Annotated in this window: 27 protein-coding genes; 17 read left to right on the top strand and 10 right to left on the bottom strand. The window is 69.2% G+C overall.

Translation table 11 applies throughout. The features are described from left to right. The 4 genes from ABZX12_RS29110 (at position 1) to ABZX12_RS29095 (ending at position 4,321) form a co-directional block, all read left to right on the top strand. A complete protein-coding gene (locus ABZX12_RS29110) occupies positions 1-828 on the top strand; it encodes a CoA ester lyase (protein ID WP_355698252.1) in 828 nt (275 codons plus the stop codon). Positions 829-963: 135 nt separating this feature from the next. Then, positions 964-2,556: an NAD(P)/FAD-dependent oxidoreductase gene (locus tag ABZX12_RS29105; protein WP_355698251.1), complete on the top strand. Its 1,593-nt coding sequence runs from the start codon at positions 964-966 to the stop codon at positions 2,554-2,556. Further along, positions 2,553-2,960, top strand: coding sequence for a TIGR03668 family PPOX class F420-dependent oxidoreductase (locus ABZX12_RS29100; RefSeq protein WP_355698250.1), 408 nt, complete (start codon positions 2,553-2,555; stop codon positions 2,958-2,960). The genes ABZX12_RS29105 and ABZX12_RS29100 overlap by 4 nt, the downstream gene beginning before the upstream one ends. Positions 2,961-3,088: 128 nt before the next feature. Further along, positions 3,089-4,321 carry a sigma-70 family RNA polymerase sigma factor gene (locus ABZX12_RS29095; protein ID WP_355698248.1) on the top strand — a complete coding sequence of 411 codons (1,233 nt, stop codon included), beginning with the start codon at positions 3,089-3,091 and terminating at the stop codon, positions 4,319-4,321. On the opposite strand, the gene ABZX12_RS29090 is transcribed toward ABZX12_RS29095, so the two are convergent. The 4 genes from ABZX12_RS29090 to ABZX12_RS29075 form a co-directional block, all read right to left on the bottom strand. After that, complete coding sequence (locus ABZX12_RS29090; protein WP_355698247.1) at positions 4,311-5,375, bottom strand: class I SAM-dependent methyltransferase; 1,065 nt, start codon at positions 5,373-5,375, stop codon at positions 4,311-4,313. The genes ABZX12_RS29095 and ABZX12_RS29090 overlap by 11 nt on opposite strands. Further along, positions 5,351-6,340, bottom strand: a complete 990-nt coding sequence (locus ABZX12_RS29085; RefSeq protein WP_355698245.1) for a Gfo/Idh/MocA family oxidoreductase — start codon at positions 6,338-6,340, stop codon at positions 5,351-5,353. The genes ABZX12_RS29090 and ABZX12_RS29085 overlap by 25 nt, the downstream gene beginning before the upstream one ends. After that, positions 6,337-7,344: an alcohol dehydrogenase catalytic domain-containing protein gene (locus ABZX12_RS29080; RefSeq protein WP_355698243.1), complete on the bottom strand. Its 1,008-nt coding sequence runs from the start codon at positions 7,342-7,344 to the stop codon at positions 6,337-6,339. Before ABZX12_RS29080 ends, ABZX12_RS29085 begins: the two co-directional genes overlap by 4 nt. Before the next feature lie 63 nt (positions 7,345-7,407). Beyond that, positions 7,408-8,388, bottom strand: a complete 981-nt coding sequence (locus ABZX12_RS29075) for a LacI family DNA-binding transcriptional regulator (protein WP_355698241.1) — start codon at positions 8,386-8,388, stop codon at positions 7,408-7,410. 63 nt (positions 8,389-8,451) lie between these two features. Here ABZX12_RS29075 and ABZX12_RS29070 point away from each other — a divergent pair, with 63 nt between their 5' ends. Beyond that, positions 8,452-9,750, top strand: a complete 1,299-nt coding sequence (locus tag ABZX12_RS29070; protein WP_355698239.1) for an acyl-CoA dehydrogenase family protein — start codon at positions 8,452-8,454, stop codon at positions 9,748-9,750. Continuing rightward, entirely contained in the window at positions 9,750-10,952 is a 1,203-nt protein-coding gene (locus tag ABZX12_RS29065; protein WP_355698237.1) for an acyl-CoA dehydrogenase family protein, read from the top strand. Before ABZX12_RS29070 ends, ABZX12_RS29065 begins: the two co-directional genes overlap by 1 nt. A 618-nt stretch (positions 10,953-11,570) precedes the next feature. Here ABZX12_RS29065 and ABZX12_RS29060 read toward each other — a convergent pair. Both ABZX12_RS29060 and ABZX12_RS29055 read right to left on the bottom strand, forming a co-directional pair. Beyond that, positions 11,571-11,717 (bottom strand): hypothetical protein, encoded by a 147-nt coding sequence (locus ABZX12_RS29060; protein ID WP_355698235.1) that lies wholly within the window; start codon positions 11,715-11,717, stop codon positions 11,571-11,573. An 8-nt stretch (positions 11,718-11,725) separates the two neighbouring features. After that, positions 11,726-11,974 carry a hypothetical protein gene (locus ABZX12_RS29055; protein ID WP_355698234.1) on the bottom strand — a complete coding sequence of 83 codons (249 nt, stop codon included), beginning with the start codon at positions 11,972-11,974 and terminating at the stop codon, positions 11,726-11,728. Between the two features lie 167 nt (positions 11,975-12,141). Here ABZX12_RS29055 and ABZX12_RS29050 point away from each other — a divergent pair, with 167 nt between their 5' ends. From ABZX12_RS29050 to ABZX12_RS29035, 4 genes are read left to right on the top strand one after another with little or no spacing between them, the layout of a single operon-like run. After that, the gene (locus ABZX12_RS29050; RefSeq protein ID WP_355698232.1) at positions 12,142-12,513 is read left to right on the top strand and encodes a YciI family protein; all 372 of its coding nucleotides are present in this window, start codon (positions 12,142-12,144) and stop codon (positions 12,511-12,513) included. 22 nt (positions 12,514-12,535) lie between these two features. After that, on the top strand, positions 12,536-13,711 hold the full coding sequence (locus tag ABZX12_RS29045) for a sigma-70 family RNA polymerase sigma factor (RefSeq protein WP_355698231.1): 1,176 nt from the start codon (positions 12,536-12,538) through the stop codon (positions 13,709-13,711). Positions 13,712-13,746: 35 nt separating this feature from the next. Then, positions 13,747-14,187 carry an SRPBCC family protein gene (locus ABZX12_RS29040; protein ID WP_355698229.1) on the top strand — a complete coding sequence of 147 codons (441 nt, stop codon included), beginning with the start codon at positions 13,747-13,749 and terminating at the stop codon, positions 14,185-14,187. Positions 14,188-14,236: 49 nt separating this feature from the next. Further along, positions 14,237-15,292, top strand: a complete 1,056-nt coding sequence (locus ABZX12_RS29035) for an ABC transporter substrate-binding protein (RefSeq protein WP_355698227.1) — start codon at positions 14,237-14,239, stop codon at positions 15,290-15,292. 110 nt (positions 15,293-15,402) lie between these two features. Here ABZX12_RS29035 and ABZX12_RS29030 read toward each other — a convergent pair whose 3' ends face one another. From ABZX12_RS29030 to ABZX12_RS29015, 4 genes are read right to left on the bottom strand one after another with little or no spacing between them, the layout of a single operon-like run. Next, positions 15,403-15,570, bottom strand: coding sequence for a hypothetical protein (locus tag ABZX12_RS29030; RefSeq protein ID WP_355698225.1), 168 nt, complete (start codon positions 15,568-15,570; stop codon positions 15,403-15,405). Positions 15,571-15,606: 36 nt separating this feature from the next. Next, positions 15,607-16,431 (bottom strand): sulfite exporter TauE/SafE family protein, encoded by an 825-nt coding sequence (locus tag ABZX12_RS29025; RefSeq protein ID WP_355698224.1) that lies wholly within the window; start codon positions 16,429-16,431, stop codon positions 15,607-15,609. 7 nt (positions 16,432-16,438) lie between these two features. After that, a complete protein-coding gene (locus tag ABZX12_RS29020; RefSeq protein WP_355698222.1) occupies positions 16,439-17,815 on the bottom strand; it encodes an MBL fold metallo-hydrolase in 1,377 nt (458 codons plus the stop codon). A 7-nt stretch (positions 17,816-17,822) separates the two neighbouring features. After that, the gene (locus ABZX12_RS29015) at positions 17,823-18,125 is read right to left on the bottom strand and encodes a rhodanese-like domain-containing protein (protein WP_355698220.1); all 303 of its coding nucleotides are present in this window, start codon (positions 18,123-18,125) and stop codon (positions 17,823-17,825) included. A 133-nt stretch (positions 18,126-18,258) separates the two neighbouring features. Between ABZX12_RS29015 and ABZX12_RS29010 the strand changes: the two genes are divergently transcribed. The 7 genes from ABZX12_RS29010 to ABZX12_RS28980 all read left to right on the top strand — a co-directional run bounded on the left by ABZX12_RS29010 (position 18,259) and on the right by ABZX12_RS28980 (position 23,166). Continuing rightward, positions 18,259-18,516, top strand: a complete 258-nt coding sequence (locus ABZX12_RS29010; protein ID WP_355698218.1) for a metal-sensitive transcriptional regulator — start codon at positions 18,259-18,261, stop codon at positions 18,514-18,516. Positions 18,517-18,619: 103 nt separating this feature from the next. Next, complete coding sequence (locus ABZX12_RS29005) at positions 18,620-19,822, top strand: FAD-dependent oxidoreductase (protein WP_355698217.1); 1,203 nt, start codon at positions 18,620-18,622, stop codon at positions 19,820-19,822. Positions 19,823-19,926: 104 nt separating this feature from the next. After that, the gene (gene trxA, locus ABZX12_RS29000; RefSeq protein WP_355698215.1) at positions 19,927-20,301 is read left to right on the top strand and encodes a thioredoxin; all 375 of its coding nucleotides are present in this window, start codon (positions 19,927-19,929) and stop codon (positions 20,299-20,301) included. Continuing rightward, on the top strand, positions 20,301-20,705 hold the full coding sequence (locus tag ABZX12_RS28995) for a DUF302 domain-containing protein (RefSeq protein ID WP_355698213.1): 405 nt from the start codon (positions 20,301-20,303) through the stop codon (positions 20,703-20,705). Before trxA ends, ABZX12_RS28995 begins: the two co-directional genes overlap by 1 nt. Next, the gene (locus tag ABZX12_RS28990; protein WP_355698211.1) at positions 20,702-20,968 is read left to right on the top strand and encodes a metal-sensitive transcriptional regulator; all 267 of its coding nucleotides are present in this window, start codon (positions 20,702-20,704) and stop codon (positions 20,966-20,968) included. The genes ABZX12_RS28995 and ABZX12_RS28990 overlap by 4 nt, the downstream gene beginning before the upstream one ends. Before the next feature lie 403 nt (positions 20,969-21,371). Beyond that, the gene (locus ABZX12_RS28985) at positions 21,372-21,554 is read left to right on the top strand and encodes a hypothetical protein (protein ID WP_355698209.1); all 183 of its coding nucleotides are present in this window, start codon (positions 21,372-21,374) and stop codon (positions 21,552-21,554) included. Positions 21,555-21,627: 73 nt separating this feature from the next. After that, complete coding sequence (locus tag ABZX12_RS28980; RefSeq protein WP_355698207.1) at positions 21,628-23,166, top strand: alpha/beta fold hydrolase; 1,539 nt, start codon at positions 21,628-21,630, stop codon at positions 23,164-23,166. Positions 23,167-23,180: the final 14 nt, after the last annotated feature.

Raw genomic sequence — 23,180 nt, 5'->3', positions numbered from 1 at the left:
GTGCTGACCGCACTGTATGTACCGGCGAACCGGCCGGACCGGTTCGCGAAAGCTGTCGCCGCAGGCCCTGATCTGGTGGTGTTCGACCTGGAGGACGCCGTACCGGTCGCCGACAAGGCGGACGCCCGCGGCTGGGCGGTCGCCTGGGTCGCCGCGAACGCCCGCGGGCCAGTCGAGATCCGGGTGAATGCGCTGGATTCGCCCTGGATCGAGGACGACCTGGCGGCGATCCGCGCCGTGCCGCAGGTGCGGTTGCGGGTGCCGAAGGTGGAGCGCGCGGCCGACGTCCACGCGGTGCTGGACAAGGTGCCGTCGGCAAGGATCACCGCGCTGATCGAATCCCCGCTGGGTCTGGAGCGGGCGTTCGAGATCGCCACCGCCGACTCGCGGGTCGTCGCGGTCGCGCTCGGCGAGGCGGACCTGTCCAGCGCGCTCGGCGTGGACGGTCCGGAGGGTTTGACCTGGGCCCGTGGCCGGCTCGTCTCGGCGTCCCGAGCCGCCGGTCTCGGCGCACCGATGATGTCCGTGTACGCGAACGTGCACGACCTCGACGGCCTCCGCCGTACCTGCGAGGAGGGCCGCACACTCGGCTTCGTCGGCCGTACGGCGATCCACCCCCGGCAGTTGCCGACCATCGTCGAGGCATTCACCCCGACCCCCGCCCAGATCACCGCCGCGCAGGAACTGCTGGCCGCGGTCGAGAAGGCAGACATCGCGAACGGCGGAGTGATCGTGTTACCGGACGGCCGCATGGCCGACCCGGCAATGATCGGCCGAGCTCGCGAGCTCACCACCCTGATGCGGGAGATCGAGTCCCACCGGGGCTGACCGGCCCGGACCCCCACCACTCAGCAACCTGCGGCAGCCGGGCCGGCGTCCGCTCCCGCGAGGGCCCGAGGCGTCGTTCGGCGCGTGTTGGTGAGTGATACAGGTCCGCGGGGCGTGGTCGGCTAAGGTCGAAGCATGCTCCCGCGCAGTGTTGATGCCGTGGTGATCGGGTCGGGGCCGAACGGGCTGGTGAGCGCGATCACGCTCGCCGACGCCGGCTGGGACGTGCTGGTGCTGGAGGCCGCCGACACGTTCGGCGGCGCCGTCCGGTCGACCGAGGACGGCGGCTGGATCAGCGATCGTTTCAGTTCGAACTATCCCCTCGGGGTCGCGTCACCGGTGATCCGGGCGCTGGAGCTGGAGAAGTTCGGCCTCAAGTGGGCGCACGCTCCGCTGCCGCTGGTCCATCTGCTCGACACCGACGGCTCCGCGGCGGCGATCCACCCGGATCCGGAGGACACCGCGAAGTCGCTCGGCGCCGAGCACCCGGGCGACGGTGACGCATGGTTGCGGCTCTACCAGCAGTACGTGTCCATCCGCGAGCCGTTGCTGAAGGCGCTGCTGACCACCTGGCCGCCGATCGGCCCGGGCGTGCAGCTGGCCCGGAAGCTCGGTTCGGCGGGGGAGTTGCTCCGGTTCGCGCGGTTCATGGCGATGCCGATGCACCGGATGGGCCAGGAGCTGTTCGACGGGCGGCACGGGCCGGCGATCATCGCCGGGAACGCGCTGCACGCGGACGCGTCGCTGTCGGGCGCCGTCAGCGGCACGATGGGCTGGCTGCTCGCGATGCTCGCCCAGGACGTCGGCTTCCCGGTCGCCGCGGGCGGATCCTCGGCCTTGTCCGGCGCGCTGGTACGACGGGCCGAGCGGGCAGGTGCGCTGCTGGTCGGGGACACGCCGGTGTCCGGTCTCGAGGTGTCGGCGGGCCGGGTGACCGCCGTCCACACGGCCTCGGGGGAGACGGTGGCCGTCGAGCGGGCCGTGGTCGCGGACACGTCCGCGCCGGTGCTGTACCGCGAGTTGTTGCCCGAGGCACTCGTTCCGGCCGGTCTGCGCCGCGATCTCGACGAGCGGTTCGAGTGGGACTACCCGACGGTCAAGCTGAACTTCCGGCTGAGCGGACCGATCCCGTGGCTGTCACCCGAGGCGCGGTCGGCCGGCGTCGTCCACCTCGCCGGGACCGCCGACGACCTGGTGCATCTGTCCGCCGACCTGGACACCGGGCGGGTGCCGTCCCAGCCGTTCCTGCTGATCGGCCAGACCACGAAGTCGGATCCGACCCGGTCGCCGGACGGCGCCGAAGCGGTCTGGGCGTATGCGCACCTGCCGCGCGGTGTCGCCGACGACGCGTCCGCGGAGAAGCTGGCCGGCCGGATGGAGCGCGCGATCGAGCGGTTCGCACCCGGGTTCGGCGACCTGGTCGTCGCGCGGGACCTGCAGCGCCCGTCGGGGCTGGAGTCCGGGAACGCCGCTCTCGGCCTCGGCGCCGTCGGCGGCGGCACGATGCAACTCCAGCAGCAGCTGATCTTCCGGCCGACGATCGGGCTGGGCAGCGCCCGCACCTTCGTCGACGGCCTGTATCTGGGCAGCTCCGCGATCCACCCGGGCGGCGGTGTCCACGGCGCCTGCGGCCACCTCGCCGCCCGCACCGCCCTCCGCGACGCTTCCCTGCTCGGCCCTCTCACCCGCAAGCTCCCCGCCGCCGCTCTCCGCCACCTGCAGAAGTGAGACTCGACGAGGCGACCTGCAGGGCTCGGGTAGCGGCCGCTCGGGTCGGGCGGCTGGCGACGGTCGGGGTGGATCTCCGGCCGCACGTAGTGCCGGTGACCTACGTCGTTCACGGTGACGAGCTGTTCATCGCGGTCGATCAGAAGCCGAAGTCGACGACCGCGCTGAAGCGGCTGCGGAACATCGCCGCACACGAGCGGGTCGCCGTCCTGGTGGACGAGTACGCCGAGGACTGGACGCACCTGTGGTGGGTCCGGGTCGACGGCGTCGCGCGGGTGATGCCCGGCCACGCGGCGGCGGTGGAGCTGTTGGCGGCGAAGTACCCGCAGTACGAGGCCGACCCGCCCCGGGGCCCGGTGATCACGATCCACGCCGACGGTTGGTCGGGCTGGTCGTACGGTTGAGTCGGCAGCTCGACAGGATGTGTTCGCTCGGCCCCGCCCCGCGCACGCTCAGCGACATCGCCGATCGGGCGTAGTGGACGTATACGTACTGTCGAGCTGCGGGCTGCTCGGCGCGTAGGCTCGGCGGGGTGAATGTGGAGGGGTTGCTGCGCGAGCTCGCGCCGCAGGTGCTGGGGTTCCTGGCGCGGCGGCACGGGCAGTTCGACCTGTGTGAGGACGCCGTGCAGGAGGCGCTGCTGGCGGCGGCGACGCAATGGCCGGTGGACGGTGTACCGGCGAACCCGCGCGGCTGGCTGATCACGGTCGCGACGCGTCGGCTCACAGACGCGTTCCGCAGCGAGAGCGCGCGGCGCCGGCGTGAGGACAACGCTGCGGCGATGGCCGGCCCGGAGGAGCTCGTGTCCCCGGCCGCCGACGTGGACGAGGCGCCGGACACCGACGACACGTTGACCTTGCTGTTCCTGTGCTGCCACCCGGCAGTGACTCCGGCCTCGCAGGTCGCCCTGACGCTGCGGGCCGTCGGCGGTCTGACCACGGCGGAGATCGCCCGCGCGTTCATGGTGCCGGAGGCGACGATGGCGCCGCGGATCAGCCGGGCGAAGAAGAGCATCAAGGCGGCCGGCAGCCGGTTCGAGCTGCCGCCGCCGGCGGAACAGGCCGAGCGGCTGCGCGTCGTACTGCAGGTCCTCTATCTGATCTTCAACGAGGGGTACACCGCCAGCTCAGGCGAGGAGTTGCAGCGCGTCGAGCTGACCGCCGAGGCGATCCGCCTGGCGCGGATGCTGCGATCGGCGCTGCCCGACGACGGCGAGGTCGCGGGCCTGCTGGCGTTGATGCTGCTGACCGATGCGCGCCGGGCCGCCCGGACGACGGCCGACGGCGGCCTGGTGCCGATCGACGAGCAGGACCGGTCGTTGTGGGACCGCGCGCAGATCACCGAGGGCGCCGACCTGACCCTGGAGACACTGCGCCGCGGCGCGGCCGGGCCCTATCAGTTGCAGGCCGCGATCGCCGCCGTCCACGCGGAGGCGCCGAGCGCGGCGGAGACCGACTGGCGGCAGATCCTCGCGCTGTACTTGGTCCTGGAGAAGCTCGCCCCGAACCCGATGGTGACGCTCAACCGCGCGATCGCGCTCGCCCAGGTCGAGGGTCCGCAGGCCGGCCTCGACCTGCTCGCGACCCTCGAGGACGACAAGCTCATCACCGAGACTCATCGTCTGGACGCGGTCCGCGCCCACCTGTACGAGCGCGCCGGCGAGCAGGCGTTGGCCCACGAGCACTACCTGGCCGCGGCCCGCCGTACGACGAGCCTCCCGGAGCAGCGCTATCTCCAGGCGAAGGCGGACGCGGTCACGGGATGAGCCGGTAGAAGCGGAACAGTGCGGTCTGGAACGCGAGGGTCCGCGTCTCGGCGAATCCCGCCTGCGTGGCGTAGCGGCGCAAGGTCGCCGGGCGCATCACCGCGCCGGTCGCGGCCGACTCCGGATCGCCCATCGCCTCCGGCAAGCAGGACATCAGACTCCAGCCGTAGTGGTAACGCTCCAGCTCCGACGCCGGCGCGGTGAACTCGTCCTCGACCAGCTCGTCGAGGATCAGCACCGAACCGCCCGGCGCGAGTAGCTGCCGCGCGCTGCGCAGCGCATCGACAGGTCGCGGGATGTCGTGCAGCGCCTCCAGGATCGTGACCAGGTCGAACTGCCCGGTCTGCGCGGCGTCGGACGCGTTCGCCACCGAGAAACCGACCCGATCGCTCAGTCCGGTGTCGCGGGCATGCCGGCGCGCCGCGGCGATCGCGTCCTCGTCCAGGTCGAGGCCGTGCACGGTGATCCGTGGATAGGCCTGCGCCATCGCGATCGACGACCAGCCGGTGCCGCAGGCGAAGTCGGCGACCCGGGCCGGTGGATCGGAGCGGAGGCGCTGGTCGATCTCGGGGATCGCCGGGAGCCACTGCTTGCCGAGCAGGTTCAGGTACGTCGGCCGGTTGAACTCCGCGCGCCCTTCCGGCTCCCACGGCTGGTGCGGCGGCGCGGCACCGGTGCGGTAGGCCTCGACGAGGTCGGGCAGCATCCGCGCCGCGCGGGCGAGCTCGACTCCCTTGTAGCCGTGGTAGTCGACGTTGTCCGGATCGGCCAGCACCGGAACGTGCTCGGCCGGGAGGGTGTAGCGCCGCTCGGTCGGCGCTGCCGTGGCGTCGTCGACGTCGACGAGTCCGCTGACCGCGTGGTGCTCGAGCCACTCGCGGATGTAGCGCTCGTTGGTGCGGGTGCGTTCGGCCAGCTCGACCGACGTGGCGGTGCCGTGCTCGGCGAGTGCTCGGTACAGGCCGAGTTGCTCGCCGAGGTAGACGGCGTACAGCTCGAGGGCCGCACCGGCGTTCCGGAAGAGGCGCTCTACGAGTGCATTGGTCCGGTCCATGGATTGGATCGTACTGCCCGACCGGTCGCGTGCGAGTCGATCGCTGCGTGCGCGAGTTCGAGCGCGCGGCGGCCTGCTCTCGCGTGGACGGGCGGCGGGTCGCCGGCCCGGAGTGCGGTGAGCAGCGCGTCGACGTGGCGGTCGAAGGTGCCTGCGAAGTCGCGGGCCTCGTCGTCGAAGTACGTCGAGTGCCAGCGCTGCTCGACCGGGTCGCCGGCCTTGGAGAACGTCAGCGCGCGGACGGTGTCGTGGATGACCACGCGTCCCTTCGTGCCGTTGATCTCGATCCGCTGCGTGTCCGGGTAGGCGTACGAGGAGTCGTACGTGCCGAGCATCGTGCCGACGGCGCGGTTCTCGAAGTCCAGAGCCAGCGCGACCGTGCTGAACGCGCCGTACGTCTTGTCGGTCATGTGCGCGGAGACCGCGGAGATCGGGCCGACGAGGTGCTCGAGCAGGTCGAAGCCGTGGCACTGGGTCTCGATCAGGTTCGCGTGCGGGGACCCGCCGCGGTTCGCCTCGCCGCCGAAGCGCCAGGTGGCGAAGATCAGGTCGCCCAGTTCGCCCGCGTCGATCAGCGCCTTCGCGCGGCGCACGGGTTCGGCGTACCGGTGGTTGAAGTTGATCGCGAAGAACCGGTCGCGGGCCACGTCGAGGAGCGCGTCGGCCTCGGCCAGGTCGAAGACGAGCGGCTTCTCGACCAGCAGCGGTACGCCGGTACGCACGAGGCGCAGCGTGACGTCGTAGTGGTCCTCGTTCGGCAGGCACACCGTGACGAGGTCGGGGCGTTCACGCTCCATCATGAGGCCGAGATCGCTGTACGGCGTGGCGCCGTACCGCTCCGCCCGGCGCCGGGTCTTCTCGGGCGTGCGACCGACGACGGCGCACAGCTCGGTGTCCGCGCGCCGCGAGAAGATGCGCGCGTGGTGCTCGCCCCAGCCGCCGGCGCCGACGACCGCGACCCTCATGCGGCGCTCTCCTGGGTGATGACGACCTTGCCGGTCTCACCGGCCAGGAACAGCCGGAACGCTTCGGCGATGTCCGAGACCGGGAAGCGGTGACTGATCACTCGGGCGATCAGGTCCTGGTGCGCCGACAAGAGCGCGAGGTTGCCGGGCATCTCGTCGTACCGGAAGTACTCGCTGCCGAGGACGGCGTGCTCGGGACCGATCAGGTCGTCGGAGGCGTTCAGGGTCACGCCTTCACCGTGGCCGACACAGATCAACGCGCCGCGTTTGCCGATGATGTCGAGAGCCGCGCGGCGCGCGGACTCCTTGCCGGAGGCATCGAACGCGACATCCGGGTGGCCGGCCGCGGAGATGTCGTCGGCAAGCAGCGGGACCGCGCCGAACGTCTCGGCGAAATCGAGTCGCCAGCGGGCGACGTCCGAGATGTAGACCGGGACGTCCGCGCCGTACTTCAGCTTGCTCATCACGGTGAGACCGAGGCCGATCGGGCCTGCGCCGGCGATATAGACGCTCTCGACGTCCTGGCGGACGAGCGCGGCACGGCCGAGCGCGTGGGCGCTGGTGCCCATCACGTCGAGCAGCATGGTCGCGTTGCCGATCTCGATGTCGTCGGTGATCGGGAAGAAGTTGGTCTCGTGCACGAGCTCGTAGGGGCCGTACCCGCCGTCGTGGGTGAAGCCCATGTCGGCGCGCTTCGCGAAGCACTGGTTGGTGGCGCCGTACTTGCAGCTGCGGCACTGGCCGCAGAAGTCCATCAGGAAAACGGCGCCGCGGGTGCCGACCGGCGTGCTGGTGCCTTCACCGGCCTGCAGGACGGTGCCGGCGGCTTCGTGTCCGGGGACGACGGACGAGCCGTCGTAGTACTGGTGGCGGTCGGTGCCGCAGAGGGCGTTGGCCTGGACGGCGAGCAGGAGCTGACCTGGTCCGGGGTCCGGGTACTGGTGGTCCGCGAACTCGATGCTGCCGGCTCCGGTGAACCTGGGGGCGAGGGCGGTACGCGTCATGTCGGTGGAATTTACTACGTAGCAAATCCAGGCCACAAGGGTTCGTGACGTGGCGGTTGCCGGTCAGCGGGTGGTGCTCTCCCGGATGCGGAGCTCGTAGCCGGCCATCCGGTGCTGCGGGACATGGTCGTCGGCGAGCTGCTCGTCGAGCAGGTCGAGCGCGCCGGCCGCGATCTCGTCGAGCAGCGGCGCGACCGTGCTGAGCGTCGGCGTGCTGAGGCCCGACTCGACGATGTCGTCGAACCCGATCACCGAGGTGTCCGCTGGTACGTCGACGCCGGCTCGACGCAGAGCGTGCAGCGCGCCGAGGCCGGCCGAGTCGTTCATCGCGAAGATGCCGTCGGGCTTCAGATTCCGGAAGTGCTTCATGATGGCTGCTGCGGCCGCTGCCGTGGTCCAGTCGCAGTCGACGAGCAGATCGGGGTCGAGTGCGATGCCGTGCTTCTTGAGGGCGGCCTGGTAGCCCTGGCGGCGCAGCTGGTACGAGCGTTTCGGGCCGTGGTTCGCGCCGAGCAGCAGGATCCGCTGCCGTCCGGTGTCCAGGAGATGGGTGACGGCGGCCTGGGCGGCCTCGCGGTTCCTGATGCCGATGTGGTCGATCGCGCTGCCCGGCTCGCGGTCGCCGATCAGGACGACCGGATGCTCGCTGCGCTGCTCGGCGCGGCCGAGAGAGACCGCGCTCATGATCACGCCGTCGGTGAGGACCTCGCCGCCGCGGAGCAGCTCCAGCTCGGTGTCGCGGCGGCCGCCGGTGGTCTCGACGAGCACCGTCGTACCGCGGTCCCGGGCGGCGGCGACGACGGCCTCGGCGAGATCGGCGAAGTACCGCTCGCGGAACGTCGGCACGGCCAGCGTCACGGTGCCGGTGCGGCCGGTGCGCAACCGGCGGGCGGCTGTGTTGGGCCGGTAGCCGAGGGCGTCGAGGCTGGCCTGGACCCGGGCGCGGGTCGCGGGGGAGACGTGGACGTAGTTGTTCACCACGTTCGAGACGGTGCGTTGCGACACGCCCGCGTGCCGGGCCACATCGGACATGCTGACCGCCATGGCGTCAGGCTATCAACCGCGGTAGGCGTGACCTGAGTTGTAACTTCGGTTTACAGTGGGGCCATGAGCCTTCAAGAGCGGACCAGGCGGGACGCGATCGGGGTCGGCGTCGCGCTGCTGAACAAGCTGGCGCGGTCCCGGACGATCGACCGGTTCGGGTTGCGGAAACCGGCCGAGCGGGCCGTGTTCGAGGCGACCAAAACCGGATTCCGGACGGCAGGAGCGCTGTCGCGGCGGTTCGCGGCGGTCTCGAAGCCGGCCGCGCCGACCCGGCTGCCCGCGGCGCGCGGCACCGGCCGGTTCGACCTGACGCCGACCGAGGACCAGCAGATGATGGTCGACGTCGTCCGCGAGTTCGCCGCCGACGTACTGCGACCCGCTGCCGCCGCCGCGGACACCGCGTGCGTGACCGACCCGTCGGTCCTGGAGTCGTCCGCCGAGCTCGGGCTGAGCCTGATCGAGGTGCCGGAGGACCTCGGCGGCATCGTCACCGAGCGGTCCGCGATGACCGGCGTCCTGGTCGCCGAGGCGCTGGCCCACGGCGACATGGGTCAGGCCGTCGCGTGCCTGGCACCGTCCGCGGTGAGCACCGCGATCTCGTTGTGGGGCGACGAGACCCAGCAGGCGACGTACCTGCCGGCCTTCACCGGCTCCTCGGTGCCCGCCGCCGCGCTGGCTTTGCTGGAACCGCGAGCACTGTTCGATCCGTTCGAGCTGACGACGCGGTCCACGGGCGGGCTGCTGAACGGCGTGAAGTCGCTGGTCCCGCGAGCTGCCGAGGCGGAGCTGTTCGTGATCGGCGCGCGGACCGACGCCGGTCCGCGGCTGTTCGTCGTCGAGCCGGATCATCCCGGTGTGACGATCGAGGCCGAGCCGTCGATGGGCCTGCGCGCCGCTTCGCTGTCGCGGGTGATCCTGGCCGACGTACCGGCGGTTCCGCTGGGCACCGTCGAGGACTATGCCGAGTGCGTGCGGTTGTCGCGGCTCGGGTGGTGCGCGCTGGCTTTGGGTACGGCGCGGGCGGTGCTCGACTACGTCACGCCGTACGTGAACTCCCGGGAGGCCTTCGGTGAGCCGATCAGTCATCGGCAGTCGGTGGCGTTCATGGTGGCGAACATCGGGATCGAGCTTGAGGGCATGAAGCTGGTGACGTACCGGGCCGCCTCGCGTGCCTCCCAGGGGCTGCCGTTCGCGCGCGAGGTGGCGCTGGCGCGGCGGTTGTGCGCCGAGCAGGGCATGCGGATCGGGACCGACGGCGTTCAGTTGCTCGGCGGGCACGGGTTCGTGAAGGAGCATCCGGTCGAGCGGTGGTACCGCGACCTCCGGGCGATCGGCGTGATGGAAGGTGCGGTGCTGGTCTGATGATCAACCTCGAGACCCCGCGGAAGTTCCGGGCCTTCGTCAACCAGGCGCATCAGGTCGCGGCCGAGATGCTGCGGCCGAACTCGCGCCGCTACGACCTGGCCGAGCACGACTACCCGGTCGAGCTGGACATGCTGGCCGCGATGGTCGACGGACTGGGTGCCTCGGGCAACGGTTCCGGCGCGGGCGCCTCCGGCGTACGACGGACCGCCGGCGCGGAGGACGGCGTCGTTAACGGATCGAACTTGTCGTCGGTGTTGTCGATCATGGAGATGTGCTGGGGCGACGTCGGGCTGCTGCTGTCGATGCCGCGGCAAGGCCTCGGCAACTCGGCGATCGCGTCCGTCGCGTCCGACGAGCAACTGAAACGCTTCGAGGGCGTGTGGGCCGCGATGGCGATCACCGAGCCGGACTGCGGCTCGGACTCTGCGAACATCCGGACCACCGCGCGGCTGGACGGCGACGACTACATCCTCAACGGCGAGAAGATCTTCGTCACCGCGGGCGGCCGCTGCGACGCGGTCGTCGTCTGGGCGACACTCGACAAGTCCCTCGGCCGGGCCGCGATCAAGTCGTTCGTGGTCATGAAGGACACGCCCGGCATGACGGTCGAGCGCCTCGAACACAAACTCGGCATCCGGGCGTCCGACACCGCCACGATCCGCTTCGACAACTGCCGCGTCCCGGCCGCGAACCTGCTCGGCTCGGCGGACATCGACAAGGGCTTCGCCGGCGTCATGCAGACCTTCGACAACACCCGCCCCCTGGTCGCCGCGATGGCCGTCGGCTGCGCCCGCGCCTCCCTCGAACTCACGCGGGAACTGCTGTCCGAGGCCGGCGTACAGATCGACTACGACCGCCCCACCCACCACCAGCCCGCCGCGGCCGCGACGTACCTGGCCATGGAAGCAGACTGGGAAGCCGCCTACCTCCTCACCCTGCAGGCCGCCTGGATGGCCGACAACGGCCAACCCAACTCCCTCCAGGCCTCCATGGCCAAAGCCAAGGCCGGCCGCGCCGCCAACGACATCACCCTCCGCTGCGTAGAACTCACCAGCACCCTCGGCTACTCCGAACACCACCTCCTGGAAAAGTGGTCCCGAGACAGCAAGATCCTGGACATCTTCGAAGGAACGCAACAAATCCAACAGCTCATCGTGGCCCGCCGACTCCTTGGCAAGACTTCCGCCGAACTCAAATAGCCCTACCTACAAGGGATTTGGCATCTGGTCGTCTCGACCTTCAGGGCAGTTCTGGGCAGGCGCCGCGGTGGCCGTCATTTGGCGGATTTTGTGGCCCTGCTCCGCGACTGCTCCGTCAGCTGCAGCCAAGATCAGCGCTTCAACTAGCCGACCTGGTCGACCTTCGGGTATCACGTCGGCTGGCGATTGTGCTTCGCGGCCAGTTGGCGTTCGACTCTGGTGGTGTTGTACCGCCGGCGGGCGAGTTCGACGGTCGTGCCACACTCCTCCGCGATCCCCTCAGGAATCATTCGCTGCCGCGCGGCGTGCAGGAGGAGCGGTCTCGGGAGCAGGCGAGGCGGGCCGGGACGCCGGGGCGAAGCGTGGTGGCGGCCCTGAGATGGCAGGCGATCAAAGCGGTCGGTTCCGGCCTCCGCGATCGACCCGTTCCAGGACCCGTCGCGTGAACCAGTTGGTGGCGAGCTCCGGCTTCACCTGGCGACCACGGGGTGCCCTTCGGGTGAGCATCGAAGGCGATGAAACGGCGGTCCGGGCAGTACTTGAGTCCGGCAACCTGCGCCCGGTGCACAGCTGAGCGGACACGTAGTGCCTGATTGCGGTGCTGACATGTCTCGTCGGTCAGTTCCCGCGGACGGATGCCCGGGCGAAGGTCACTGCCTCGGCGAGTAGATCGCGCCAGAGATCACGGTCGAGGGTGGGCAGCGCTACCCATTCGCGGAAGACCTTGCCGGCGGGGGCGAACGGGAGGCCGGTGCCGGAGTTCACGAGTTCGGCTACCCGCGTGGCCGGGAGTTTGACGACGAGACCGCTCGATTCGTCGTACGACGCGAGGAACCGCTCGATTCGTCGTACGACGCGAGGAACCGCTCGGCCAGGCGCACGCACGGGTAGCCCATCATGGTCGAGCGGCCGATCGCCGGGTCGTAGAGGAGGGCGTCGGTGAGCTCGTCGTACAGATCGCGACCGTCATCCTCGTCGGCTTGCTGATTGGCGCTGTGGCTGCCAGGAGCGGGTTGGGTCATGGGTCTGTCCTCCGTTGTGCGACGCGCTCGGTCCAAGAGTCGCAGCCGCTCGCGTCAACCCTATGTCGGTGTTGGGGGAAGATTGAGATGCTGAGGTGTCCTGATCGCGTAGCCGTCTTTCGTCGAAAGGACGGAGCGGGATGGTCCCGCGGAGTCGAGGTGCGGTGATGAACCAGTACTTGTTGTCGGTGTACGACGGTGGGCGGCGCGCGCCCGCCACGCCCGAGGACATGCATGCCTTCATGGGCCGGGTGATCGCGCTGGAGGAGGAGATGGACGCGGCCGGCGCCTTCGTCTTCGGCGGCGCGCTGCACGGGTCCGACACGGCGACCGTTGTCCGGGGCGGCACCGGTCTCGACAAGGTGACCATCGACGGTCCCTTCGTCGAGGCCAAGGAACATGTCGGTGGCTTCTACGTGATCAACGCCGAGGATCTGGACGCGGCGCTGGCGTGGGCGGAGAAGGTGGTCGAGGCGATCGACCACGACATCGAGGTGCGGCCGTTCCGGGCGACGGGCCGGGTCCAGGCCGGACACTGATGGGCGACTGACGGGGCTGCGGATGGAGGAGGTCGAGCGGGCGTTCCGCGACGCGCACGGTCCGGCCGTGGCCACGCTGGTCCGGCTGTTCGGGGACATCAGCCTGGCCGAGGACGCCGTCCAGGACGCCTTCGTGACCGCGATGGATCGCTGGCCGCGGGACGGCGTACCGGAGAATCCGGCCGGGTGGATCGTGACGACCGCTCGGAACCGGGCCGTCGACGTCGTACGGCGAAACGCCCGCGGCCGCGAGCTGACCAGGGACCTCGCGGCCGATCAGCTGCGTGCCGAACCTGATAACGATCAGCTGAGGCTGATGTTCACGTGCTGCCATCCGGCCCTGAGAGGCGAACATCAGGTGGCGCTCACGCTGCGGCTCGTCGCCGGTCTCACACTGCCGGAGCTGGCTGCGGGCTTCCTGGTCAGCGAGGAGACGATGTCGAAGCGCCTCGTGCGGGCGAAGTACAAGATCAAGGCAGCGCAGATCCCGTACCGCATTCCCGGCGACACCGAGTTGCCCGGCCGGCTTCGTGCTGTGCTCTCGGTGTTGTACCTCGTGTACAACACCGGCGCGGACGACAGGGATCGCGCGTACCTGTGCGCCGAGGCGATCCGGCTGACCAGGCAACTGGCAGCGCTCATACCTGCTGAGCCCGAGGCTGTCGGTCTCCTGGCGCTGATGCTGCTGAACGATGCGCGCAGGCCCGCGCGCGGGGACCAGGGGGTCGGGGTGCTGCTGCAGGACCAGGACCGGTCGCTGTGGGATCACGCTCTGATCGACGAAGGGCAGACGCTTGCACTCGCCTGCATCCGCCGACGACGCCTCGGACCGTTCCAGCTACAGGCGGCGATCCAGGCGTTGCACTGCGCGGCGGCCCGCTACGAGGACACCGACTGGGGCGCGATCGTTCGCTTCTACGATCGGTTGCTCAAGATGATGCCGACGCCTGTTGTTGCCTTGAACCGGGCGATCGCACTCGCTGAGCTGCAGGGGCCGGGTGCTGGGCTGGCCGTCCTGGACACACTTGCCGACGAGCTCGATGACTATCACATGCTGCACGCGGCGCGAGGCCGCATGCTCAGCCAACTCGACCTGCGAGCCGAGGCCGCGAGCGCCTACGCCCGCGGCGCCGCCGTGGCCAGAACCGAACCCGCCAGGATTTTCCTCGAAGACCAGGCCGCCTCGACAGGTGTGTGATGAGGTGTGCACCGTTGAATTCGGAGGGAGGATCGATGGCTGTCGATGTCGTGACCGAGATCGTCATCAACCGGCCGGTCGGCGTCGTCGCCGAGTACGTCGGCGACCCGTCGAACGCGCCGGAGTGGTACGTCAACATCGAGTCGGTCCAGTGGCGAACCGAGCCACCGGTCGCTGTCGGGTCGCGGATGGACTTCGTCGCTCACTTCATGGGACGGCGTCTCGCCTACACCTACGAGGTCATCGAACTGGTCCCCCAGGAGCGCCTGGTGATGCGGACCGCGCAAGGACCGTTCCCGATGGAGACCAGCTATCACTGGTCGGCTGTCACCGACGGGTCCACCCACATGTCACTGCGCAACCGCGGAGAACCCTCCGGCTTCGCGGGCGTCGCGGCTCCGTTGATGTCCGCAGCGATGCGTCGCAGCAACCAGAAAGATCTGGCCCGCCTGAAATCCCTACTCGAGACCAGCTGATCGCCGGAGGCGCGAACGTTGTGCTCAGTACGAAACCTGACCCGGCGCAATGGCGGAATCTTGCTTGTTCAGGCAGCGAGCTGTCGTTCTAATGACTGCCATGACGACGCCACCTTCACCAATTCTGATCGGTGCGCTCGCCCCACTGTCCCCGCCTGGCTGGGCTGCCGCCGGCAGACACCTGGTGGCCGGCCTTGAACTTGCAGTGCGCGACCTCAACTCATCGGGCGGGGTGGACGGCCGTCCGCTGAAATTGCTGGTCCGGGACACCGCCGCGGATCCGATGCGAGCCACAGCTGCTGTGGACGAGTTCGCCGACATCGGCGCGGCTGCCGTCGTCGGGGAGTTCCACAGCGTCGTAGCGCGCGCGGCGGCGGCGCAGTCCGTCGTACGCCACCTACCCTTTGTCTGCTCGTCGGCGGTTCTGGACGCGCTCACCGACGAACCGACCGATTTGGTCGCGAGGATCGCTCCACCCCAGTCTCGCGGCTGGACTCTCTACGCCGACTACTTGCGCTCGCTTGGACACGCTCACATCGCGGTGGTCGCCCAACCCAGCATTTACTGGGCCGCCGGCGGCCAGATCCTCTCGAGGCGCTTGGTCGTCACCAGGCTGACGCCCGATCAGCTGACCTCGCCGGGCCCGCGCATTCTCGCCGGCGCCACCGCCGTACTCCTCCTGACCGGCCACCCGGAGCCTGCCCTCTCGCTGGTCCGATCCATCCGTCGCGATCACCCCGATGTCCTGATCGGCGCACCCGCCGGCCAACCGGAGCTCCCCGAGTGGTGTACTCCCGAAGGCGCCGGGATCCCTTTCCTGCGCTACCTGCCGTCACGTTTTACCTCCCTTGGTGGCAGGGTCGCCGCCGACCTGCCTCGAAGCCCGTCGTTCGTCGCGTTCGAGGGCTACGACGCCGTCAAGGCGGTAGCGGAGTTCCTGCGAGCCAGAGCATGGTCGGAGGTCGATGTGGAGGGCACCCGCGGCCGGATCACCTTCAGGAGCACGCCAGAGCTTCCCATCTGGCAGTGGACGTGGTCGCCACTTCAGATCGCGGACCGCGACCCAGCAGACCCGACGGCCTTCCGGGTCTTGCGCTCGGGCTGAACCTTCGCCGACGGAGACGCGAACGGTGGTCGCCGGCGGGTATCGCCGGGGCTCTGCCGAAGCCCCGGGCAGCAATCGGGGTTTGCCGCGCCAGGGCTTCGCAAGGTCTGTCAGCGGCCGAGCAGTCGGCCGAGCCAGTTGCCGCCTTGGCGTTCGGCCTTCGGGTGGCCGCCGCACCAGTGGTCGGCTGGGACCATCGCCTTGACCTGTGCGACGTGCTGGCCGCACCCGGCCCAGGTGGTCTTGGAACAGGTCTTGCAAGTGACGGGTCGGCACATGGTGGTTCTCCTTCATGGGGTTTGGGATGTACGACGTCAGAAAAGAGCGGGAAGCGCTTGGGCCGCGGTGTAGATCGCGACCCCAAGCACGAGAACGGTGAACCCCGCGGACAGCCGTGCACTGTCCACCTTGCCAGCGATGCGAGCTCCCACCACCGCTCCCACGGCGGCGACGGCCGTGAGGAGCAGTACTGGGACCCAGTCCGGACTGAAGCCGGCTCCGGCCCGGACCGCCAATGCGGCAGTGCTCGTGATCGTGATGACGACCAGTGAGGTGCCGGCTGCATAACGGATCGGCAGGCCTAGGGCGAGGGTCAGGGCGGGGACGACGAGGAAGCCCCCGCCGACGCCCAGGAAGCCGGTCAGCAGGCCGACAACCGTGGCCGTGACAAGGACCTTCAGTGCCCGCGGGCACGCGCACGCGAAGGCCGGGGTGAACGTGATGATCGGGTCGTCGAGCCTCGGCCCGAGGGCGACCGATCGGCCGGCCGTGCGGGAGCGCTGCAGCTGACGCCGGCCCATCAGGCCGCCGACGACGAGCAGCAGTACCGCGAAGGCCGCCATCAGGATGTTCGGTGGCACGAGCGCCGAGACCCTGGCTCCGAGTGTCGCGCCGCCGAGAGCGACGAGGCCGAACGCGATGCCGCGTCCGAGCAGGACGTGACCCGCGCGCCTTGCGGTGATCGCGCCCAGGATCGACGTGATGCCGACCACGACCAGGGAGCCGGTCGTTGCCTGTGTTGCGGACTGGCCGAGCAGGTAGACCAGAATCGGTACGGCCAGGATCGATCCGCCCCCGCCCAGTGCGCCCAGGCTGAGGCCGATGAGTGCTCCAGCGGCGACGGCGAGGACGATCGTCACCGGTCGGTCAGGCTTCCGGGCCGACGAGTTGGAGGCCGGCTTTCGCGGCGTTCTCGAACTGGTCGTCGACGGCGACGAGGGTGCGGCCGGCGGCGTGCAGGAACGACGCGGCGATCGACGCCCGGTAGCCGGCGGCGCAGTGGATCCACACCTCGCCCGCTGGGATGTCGTCGAGCCTGCGGGGCAGTTCGTGGATGGGGATGTTCACCGCGTCCTCGATCCGGGCCGCGGTGTGTTCCTCGGTACGGCGTACGTCGAGCACGACGACGTCGCGGTGATGGCGAACAAGCTCGAGATCGGCGAACGTGGCGGTCGGGAAGGAAACGGGTGCGTCGACGCTCCATTGCTCGGGGCTGCCGGTGGCATGCGCCGCCGGGCGATCGATGCCGATGCGCACCAGCTCACGCTGGGCCTGTGTGACGTCCGCCGCGGTCGTCCCGAGCAAGGTCACCGGCGTTCCCCAGGTGATCAGCCAGCCGAGGTAGGTGGAGAAGGCGCCGTCGAGGCCGAAGTTCAGGGTTCCCGGTGCGTGGCCGGCCGCGAACGCAGTTCGAGTGCGCAGGTCGACGACCCACTCGCCGGCCTCGATTCGACGGCGCAGTTCGACGGCGTCGGCGGGTTGTGGGAGGGACAGATCGGGCGCGCCGGGGCCAGCGGCGTTGGCGGGTGCCATGTGGGCGTAGTAGGCAGGCCAGGCTCCGAGCCCGTCGAGCAGGTCACGGACGTAGTCCTCTTCGTCCCGGGTCAGGACGGGGTTGGAGCGCTTCTCCTGTCCGATGGTCGACTCGGCGGATTCGGCCTGGGTTGCCGAGCAGAACGAGCCGAAGCCGTGGGTGGGGTAGACCTCGGTCTCGTCGGGGAGCGTCCGGGCCAGTTTGCGAGCAGAGTGGTGCTGATGCCGTACGAGGGCGTCGGTGTGGTCCGGACCGAGGAGATCGGGTCGTCCGGTCGCGCCGTACAGCAGGGAGCCGCCGGTGAAGACGGCGACGGGCCGGTCGGAGTCGGTGAGGGCGTAGGACAGGTGGGTGAAGGTGTGGCCGGGGGTGTGGATGGCGCGGACCCGCATCCGATCGCCGACCTGGATGACGTCGCCGTCGCGCAGCGGGGTGCGGTCGAAGGTGACCTCGTCGTCGGCGTTGACGAGGTAGGTGGCGCCGGTGGCCTGCGCGAGCGCGAAACCGCCGGTGACGTAGTCGTTGTGGATGTGCGTCTCGAAGACGTGGGTCAGGCGGACCGCCTCGGTCCTGAGGATCTCCAGCATGCGGTCGATGTCGCGCTGCGGGTCGACGACGAACGCCACGTCGCCGTCGTGGACGAGGTAGCTGCGGTCACCGAGCGACGGCGTCTCGATGGTCCGGATGGTCAGCGGGTGGTGGTCGGTCATCGTGTCCTCACTTGTGGATCGGGTGTCCGGAGCGAATCCAGGCGCTGGTTCCGCCGGCGACGTTGTACGCGTCGAAGCCGGCTCCGATCAGCAGTTGAGTCATGGCCGACGACCGGTTGCCCGTCGCGCAGACGACGTACACCGGTGCTGACCGGTCGATCTCGTCGATGCGGCCCGGCAGACGACCCATCGGAATGTTGACGGCGCCGGGAACATGGCCGTCGGCGTACTCCCGTGGCTCCCTGACGTCCACGACCGTCGCTGTGGACCGCAGCGCGGTGGCGAGTCGGTCGGGGTCGATCTCTCGCATCGGATTCCTCTCTGGTTCGCGGTATCCCCCCAGGGGGTTCGAAGAGAATCTAACATATCCCCCCAGGGGGATGTAGAATCGGCTCCGGCGACGCCGAACGGGCGCGTCATTGGACTCACCGGGAAGGGCTTCGATGGACTTCGAGCCAGCCGAGATCAAGCCGATCGTCACGCGGATGAAGCGCGCCCACGGGCATCTGGGCAGTGTGATCCGCATGATGGAGGAAGGTGCGGACTGTGAATCCGTGTTGACCCAGCTCGCCGCCGTGAACAAGGCCCTCTCGCGGGCAGGGTATGCCATTGTGAGCACCGGCCTGCAGCACTGCCTCACCGACGAGAACAGCGACGTCGACGCCGCGAAGATGGAGAGGCTCTTCCTGGCTCTGGCTTGAGTCGAGGACCTATGACCCCGGGGTGGGGGTCGATCGGCTCTCCTGGTGCTGATACGCCCCTGGGTATTCCTGGATCGAGAGAGTTCGATCGAGGAGGCCTCAGATGCGCAAGAAGGTGCTGGTGCTCGGCGCCAATTTCGGTGGGATGACGGCGGCGCTGGCGGTCAAGCACGACCTCGACGGCGACGTGGACGTGACGGTCGTGTCAGCGAGCGACCACTTCCTCTTCAATCCCAGCCTGATCTGGCTTCCGTTCGGCAAGCGGGACGAGGCGGACATCACGTTCCCGGTGGCGCCGACGCTGGAGACCCACGGCATCGAGTTCGTGCACGCGGCCGCGACCGCGGTCGATCCGGTGGCCAAGCAGGTCACGATCGACGACGGCCGGCAGTTCGGTTACGACTACCTGGTCATCGCGACCGGTTACCGCAACAAGGACGATGTCGTTCCCGGGTTCAAGGAGAACGCCAACACGATCACCACTCTGCGGGAGGCCGAACGGACCGCTGTCGCGTGGCGCCGGTTCCTGGATGATCCCGGTGATGTCGTGGTTGCGGCGACGCAGGGTGCGGGCTGCTTCGGGGCGGCGTACGAGTTCTTGTTCAACACCGCGTACCAGTTGCGGAAGGCCGGTCTGCAGAAGAAGGTGAAGCTGACCTACGTCACGGCGGAGCCGTTCCTCGGGCATTTCGGGATCGGCGGGCTGCCGCACGGTGAGCAGTTGCTGGGGATGTTCCTGAGGAAGGAGGGGATCTCCGCGCGGATCTCGGTCGGTATCGACCATGTCGACGACGGCGCGCTCGTGCTGGCGGACGGCCAGAGTGTGCCGTTCCGATTCGGGATGGTGGTTCCGCCGTTCCTCGGGCAGCGCTTCCTGCAGGACTCGAACGGGCTGGCCGACGAGAAGGGGTACGTCGTGGTGCGGGACACGTACCAGAGCGAGAAGTACGACGACGTGTACGCGGTCGGGGTGGCGGCCGCGGTCGACGTGCCGTGGCAGACGCCGACACCGGTCGGGATCCCGAAGACGGGCTTCCCGACCGAGGTGATGGCGCACACCGCCGCTGCGAACATCGCCGCGCAGATCCGCGGCGAGGAGCCGGTGAACACGAAGTCGTTCGGCGACATCAAGGCGGTCTGCGTGATGGATGCCGGGAACAACGGCGTGATCATCCTGGCCGACAAGATGCTGCCGCCGCGCAAGCACGGCGTACTGATCCCCGGTCCGCAGGCGCACCTGATGAAGCTGGGCTTCGAGAAGTACTTCCTGTGGAAGATGCGCCACGGGTACATACAGCTGCCCTGAGTCGGGCGATTTGGAATACCTCCCGGGGTATGTAGTGTTGGGAATGAAGACACCCCGGGGGTATCGCGAAGAGCGCGGGCTCCTCAGTGTGGGAGGAGAGTGACATGAGCACCATCGAGATGACGGCCGCCGACTTCGAGCAGACGATCACGGAGAACGGGATCGTTCTTGTCGACTTCTGGGCTTCGTGGTGTGGGCCGTGCCGGAGGTTCGCCCCGATCTTCGCGGCCGCCTCGGATCAGCACACCGACATCGTGTTCGCCAAGGTCGACACCGAGGCCGAGCAGGGACTGGCCGCAGCCGCCGGGATCACGTCGATCCCGACTCTGATGGCCTTCAAGGAGGGCGCGTTGGTCTTCTCGCAGCCTGGTGCGCTGCCGGCGCACGCGCTGGAGCAGGTCATCGCCGCCGTCCGTGACTTGGACATGGTGAAGGCGCGCGCGGAGGCGGCGGCGCGCGGAGACGCGCGGAGCGCGTGATGTCCGGCTACACGCTGATGGGGAAGGTCGGCCTGCCGTACCAGAAGGCCGTCGAGGCCGTCCGCTCCGCGCTTGCCGAGCAGGGATTCGGGATCCTGTCCGAAATCGATCTGAAGGCAACGCTGTCGGCCAAGCTAGGCGTCGACGTACCGGAGCAGGTCATCCTCGGCGCCTGCCGGCCGCCGTTGGCCTACCGGGCGCTTCAAGCCGATCCGTCGATCGCCGTGATGCTGCCGTGCAACGTGGTGGTCCGGGCGCTCGACGAGACGACCTCCGCGGTGGAGGCATTCAACCCGGATGTGATGCTTGGACTCAGTGCTGCGCCCGAGTTGGGGCTCGTCGCGCGGGACGCGAAGGACCGGTTGGTCGCAGTGCTTGCGACAGTGAGTGAGGAGAAATCATGACGGCGCTCGACGAGAGCGAGATGGTCCCGGTCGTCAATCGGATCAAGAGAGCCCAGGGCCAGTTGGCGGGGGTGCTCCGGATGCTGGAGGAGGGGCGGGACTGTGAGGAGGTCGTCACCCAGTTGGCCGCGGTCTCCCGCGCCCTCGACCGTGCGGGCTTCGCGGTCGTCGCGAGCGGTCTGCGCCAGTGCATCGTGAACGGCGACGGCCCCGACAGCGTCGACACCAAGAAGATGGAGAAGCTCTTTCTGTCCTTGGCGTGATGCGCGTCAACCGCTGCGCCTGGACTGCGTCTGCTTGGACGTGCCGGCCCCCGACCACGCCCAGACCCCGTGGCGTTGCTGGATGAGCCTGTCCGGGTGGCGGAGCAGATCGACGTACCTGTCGAGGATCTCAGTTGGAGGCTTGCGTGAGGGATGCGCTGCGTACGGACGGTGCCCCACGGGGCCGACGGATGGCGGACCCCGAACGCGGTCGGCGAGAGCACGCCGGCCGACCTGGCGGCCGCGTACACCTGTGGACCGCTCGGCAGAACGGCGGCCAGGCGGACCTCGGCCTCATCGCGGCCAGGCCCGCGACCGGATCGACGGCGTTGCGCGGTGATCTCCTGGTTGCCGACAGCCACAAGCCGGGCGACGCGGACGGCCGGGTCATGCTCGGTGAGTCGTGGGACGCGTACGGGTACGGGTACGGGAACCCATCGATGGCGTCGCGCTCGACCCGGCGAAGACGTACCGGATCGCGGCCCTCGCCTACACGGTGATCGGCGCCGACGGCTACTCCGCCTTCAGGAGCTACACGAACCCGGTCCGCAAAACACCGACCACGAGACGTTCGCGGCGTACCTGAAGGCGCGGCAGACCTTGACCCCGGCACCGCTTGACCGCGTGACGCAGAAGGGCTGATCCGGCATAGTCGTCATGTGGTGCTTGGGTTCGGTGGGGGTGTGGAGTTCGACCCGGCGTTGTTCGAGGTACGGCGGGGTGGCGTGCCTGTGCCCCTGGAGCCGCAAGCGTTTGATGTACTCGCCTACCTCGTCTCGCACCGTGACCGGGTCGTTCCGAAAGAGGAACTGATGGACGGCGTCTGGGGCGGCCGGTTCGTCAGCGAAACGGCCGTCACCAGCCGGATCAAGCAGGTACGGCGGGCGCTCGGGGACGACGGCCACAGCCAGCGGATGATCCGGACCTTGCACGGCCGCGGGTACCGGTTCGTCGCGCCGGTCGAGTCCAGGTCCGAGGACCGGCCGAGCGAGCCGATCCGGTACACCGTCTCCGACGGACTCCACATCGCCTACCAGATCACCGGCGGCGGGGAGCTCGACATAGTGCTGATCTCAGGCTTCGTGTCGCACCTCGAACTGGACTGGGGAGACCCGCGGCACGCGCACTTCCTGCACCGGCTCGGCTCGTTCGGCCGGCTGATCAGGTTCGACAAGCGCGGCACTGGGATGTCGGACCGACCGTCCGGGCTCCCGGACGTGGAGACGCGGATGCACGACGTACTCGCGGTGATGGACGCCGTCGGGTCCCGTCGCGCCGTCCTGGTCGGGTACTCCGAGGGTGGGCCGATGGCGATCCTGTGCGCCGCGGCCCACCCGGAGCGCGTGGCCGGACTGGTGCTGTACGGCACCTACGCGAAGCGGATCTGGTCCGAGGACTATCCGTGGGCGCAGAAGCAGGAGGAGCGTCAGGCCTACACCAACGAACTGGTCAGCAAGTGGGACTGGGAGGCCGACATGCTGATGCGCTGCCCGTCGGCCGACGCACCGATGCAGCGGTGGTGGGCGCAGCGGATGCGGTCGGCCGCGACGCCGTCGACGGTGCAGGCGCTGATGGACATGAACTCGCTCGTGGATGTCCGCGACGCGTTGCCGGCCGTGCGTGTGCCGACACTGGTGATGCACAGGGTCGACGATGCGCTCATGAACGTCGGCGGTTCGCGGTATCTGGCGGAGCACATCCCTGGTGCACAGTTGGCGTTGCTCGACGGTGCGGACCATTTCGTGTCGGGGAACCCGGACCAGCTTCTCGACACGATCGAGCGGTTCCTGAGCGACCTGCCCACGCTGAGGGGGCATCCGATGGCGCTGGCCGCTGTCGCGGCACCGGCCGGACCAGGTGCCGCCGATCTGGCCGACGGGCTCGTGGCGGCCGGTGGCCGCCGCGCCTCTGGTCCTGACGGTCGTGCGCTGGTGCTGTTCGACGGACCGGCAACCGCAGTGCGCGCCGGCCTCGCTCAGTTGCACCGCACCGACAGACTTGGTGTCGCCATCGCGGAGGTGCCACGGCACGAGACTCAGCTCGACGCACACGGCGTACGGCTGGCCGTCTCACTGGCGGACCAAGCGACTCCGGGGTCGTTGTGGCTGAGTTCGGCTGTGAACGACTTGGTGGCAGGGTCCGGTGTTGTGACCGAGCCAGTGGAAGACGCGGTCTTCAGGGCCGTCGCTGCGGAGTGAAGGCCGGTCTGCCA

Source organism: Kribbella sp. NPDC003505, assembly GCF_040610875.1.
In the GTDB taxonomy this organism is placed as follows: Bacteria; Actinomycetota; Actinomycetes; order Propionibacteriales; family Kribbellaceae; genus Kribbella.
The sequence above is the reverse complement of the archived record's forward strand: the minus strand, read 5'-3'. Positions and strand labels throughout refer to the sequence as shown.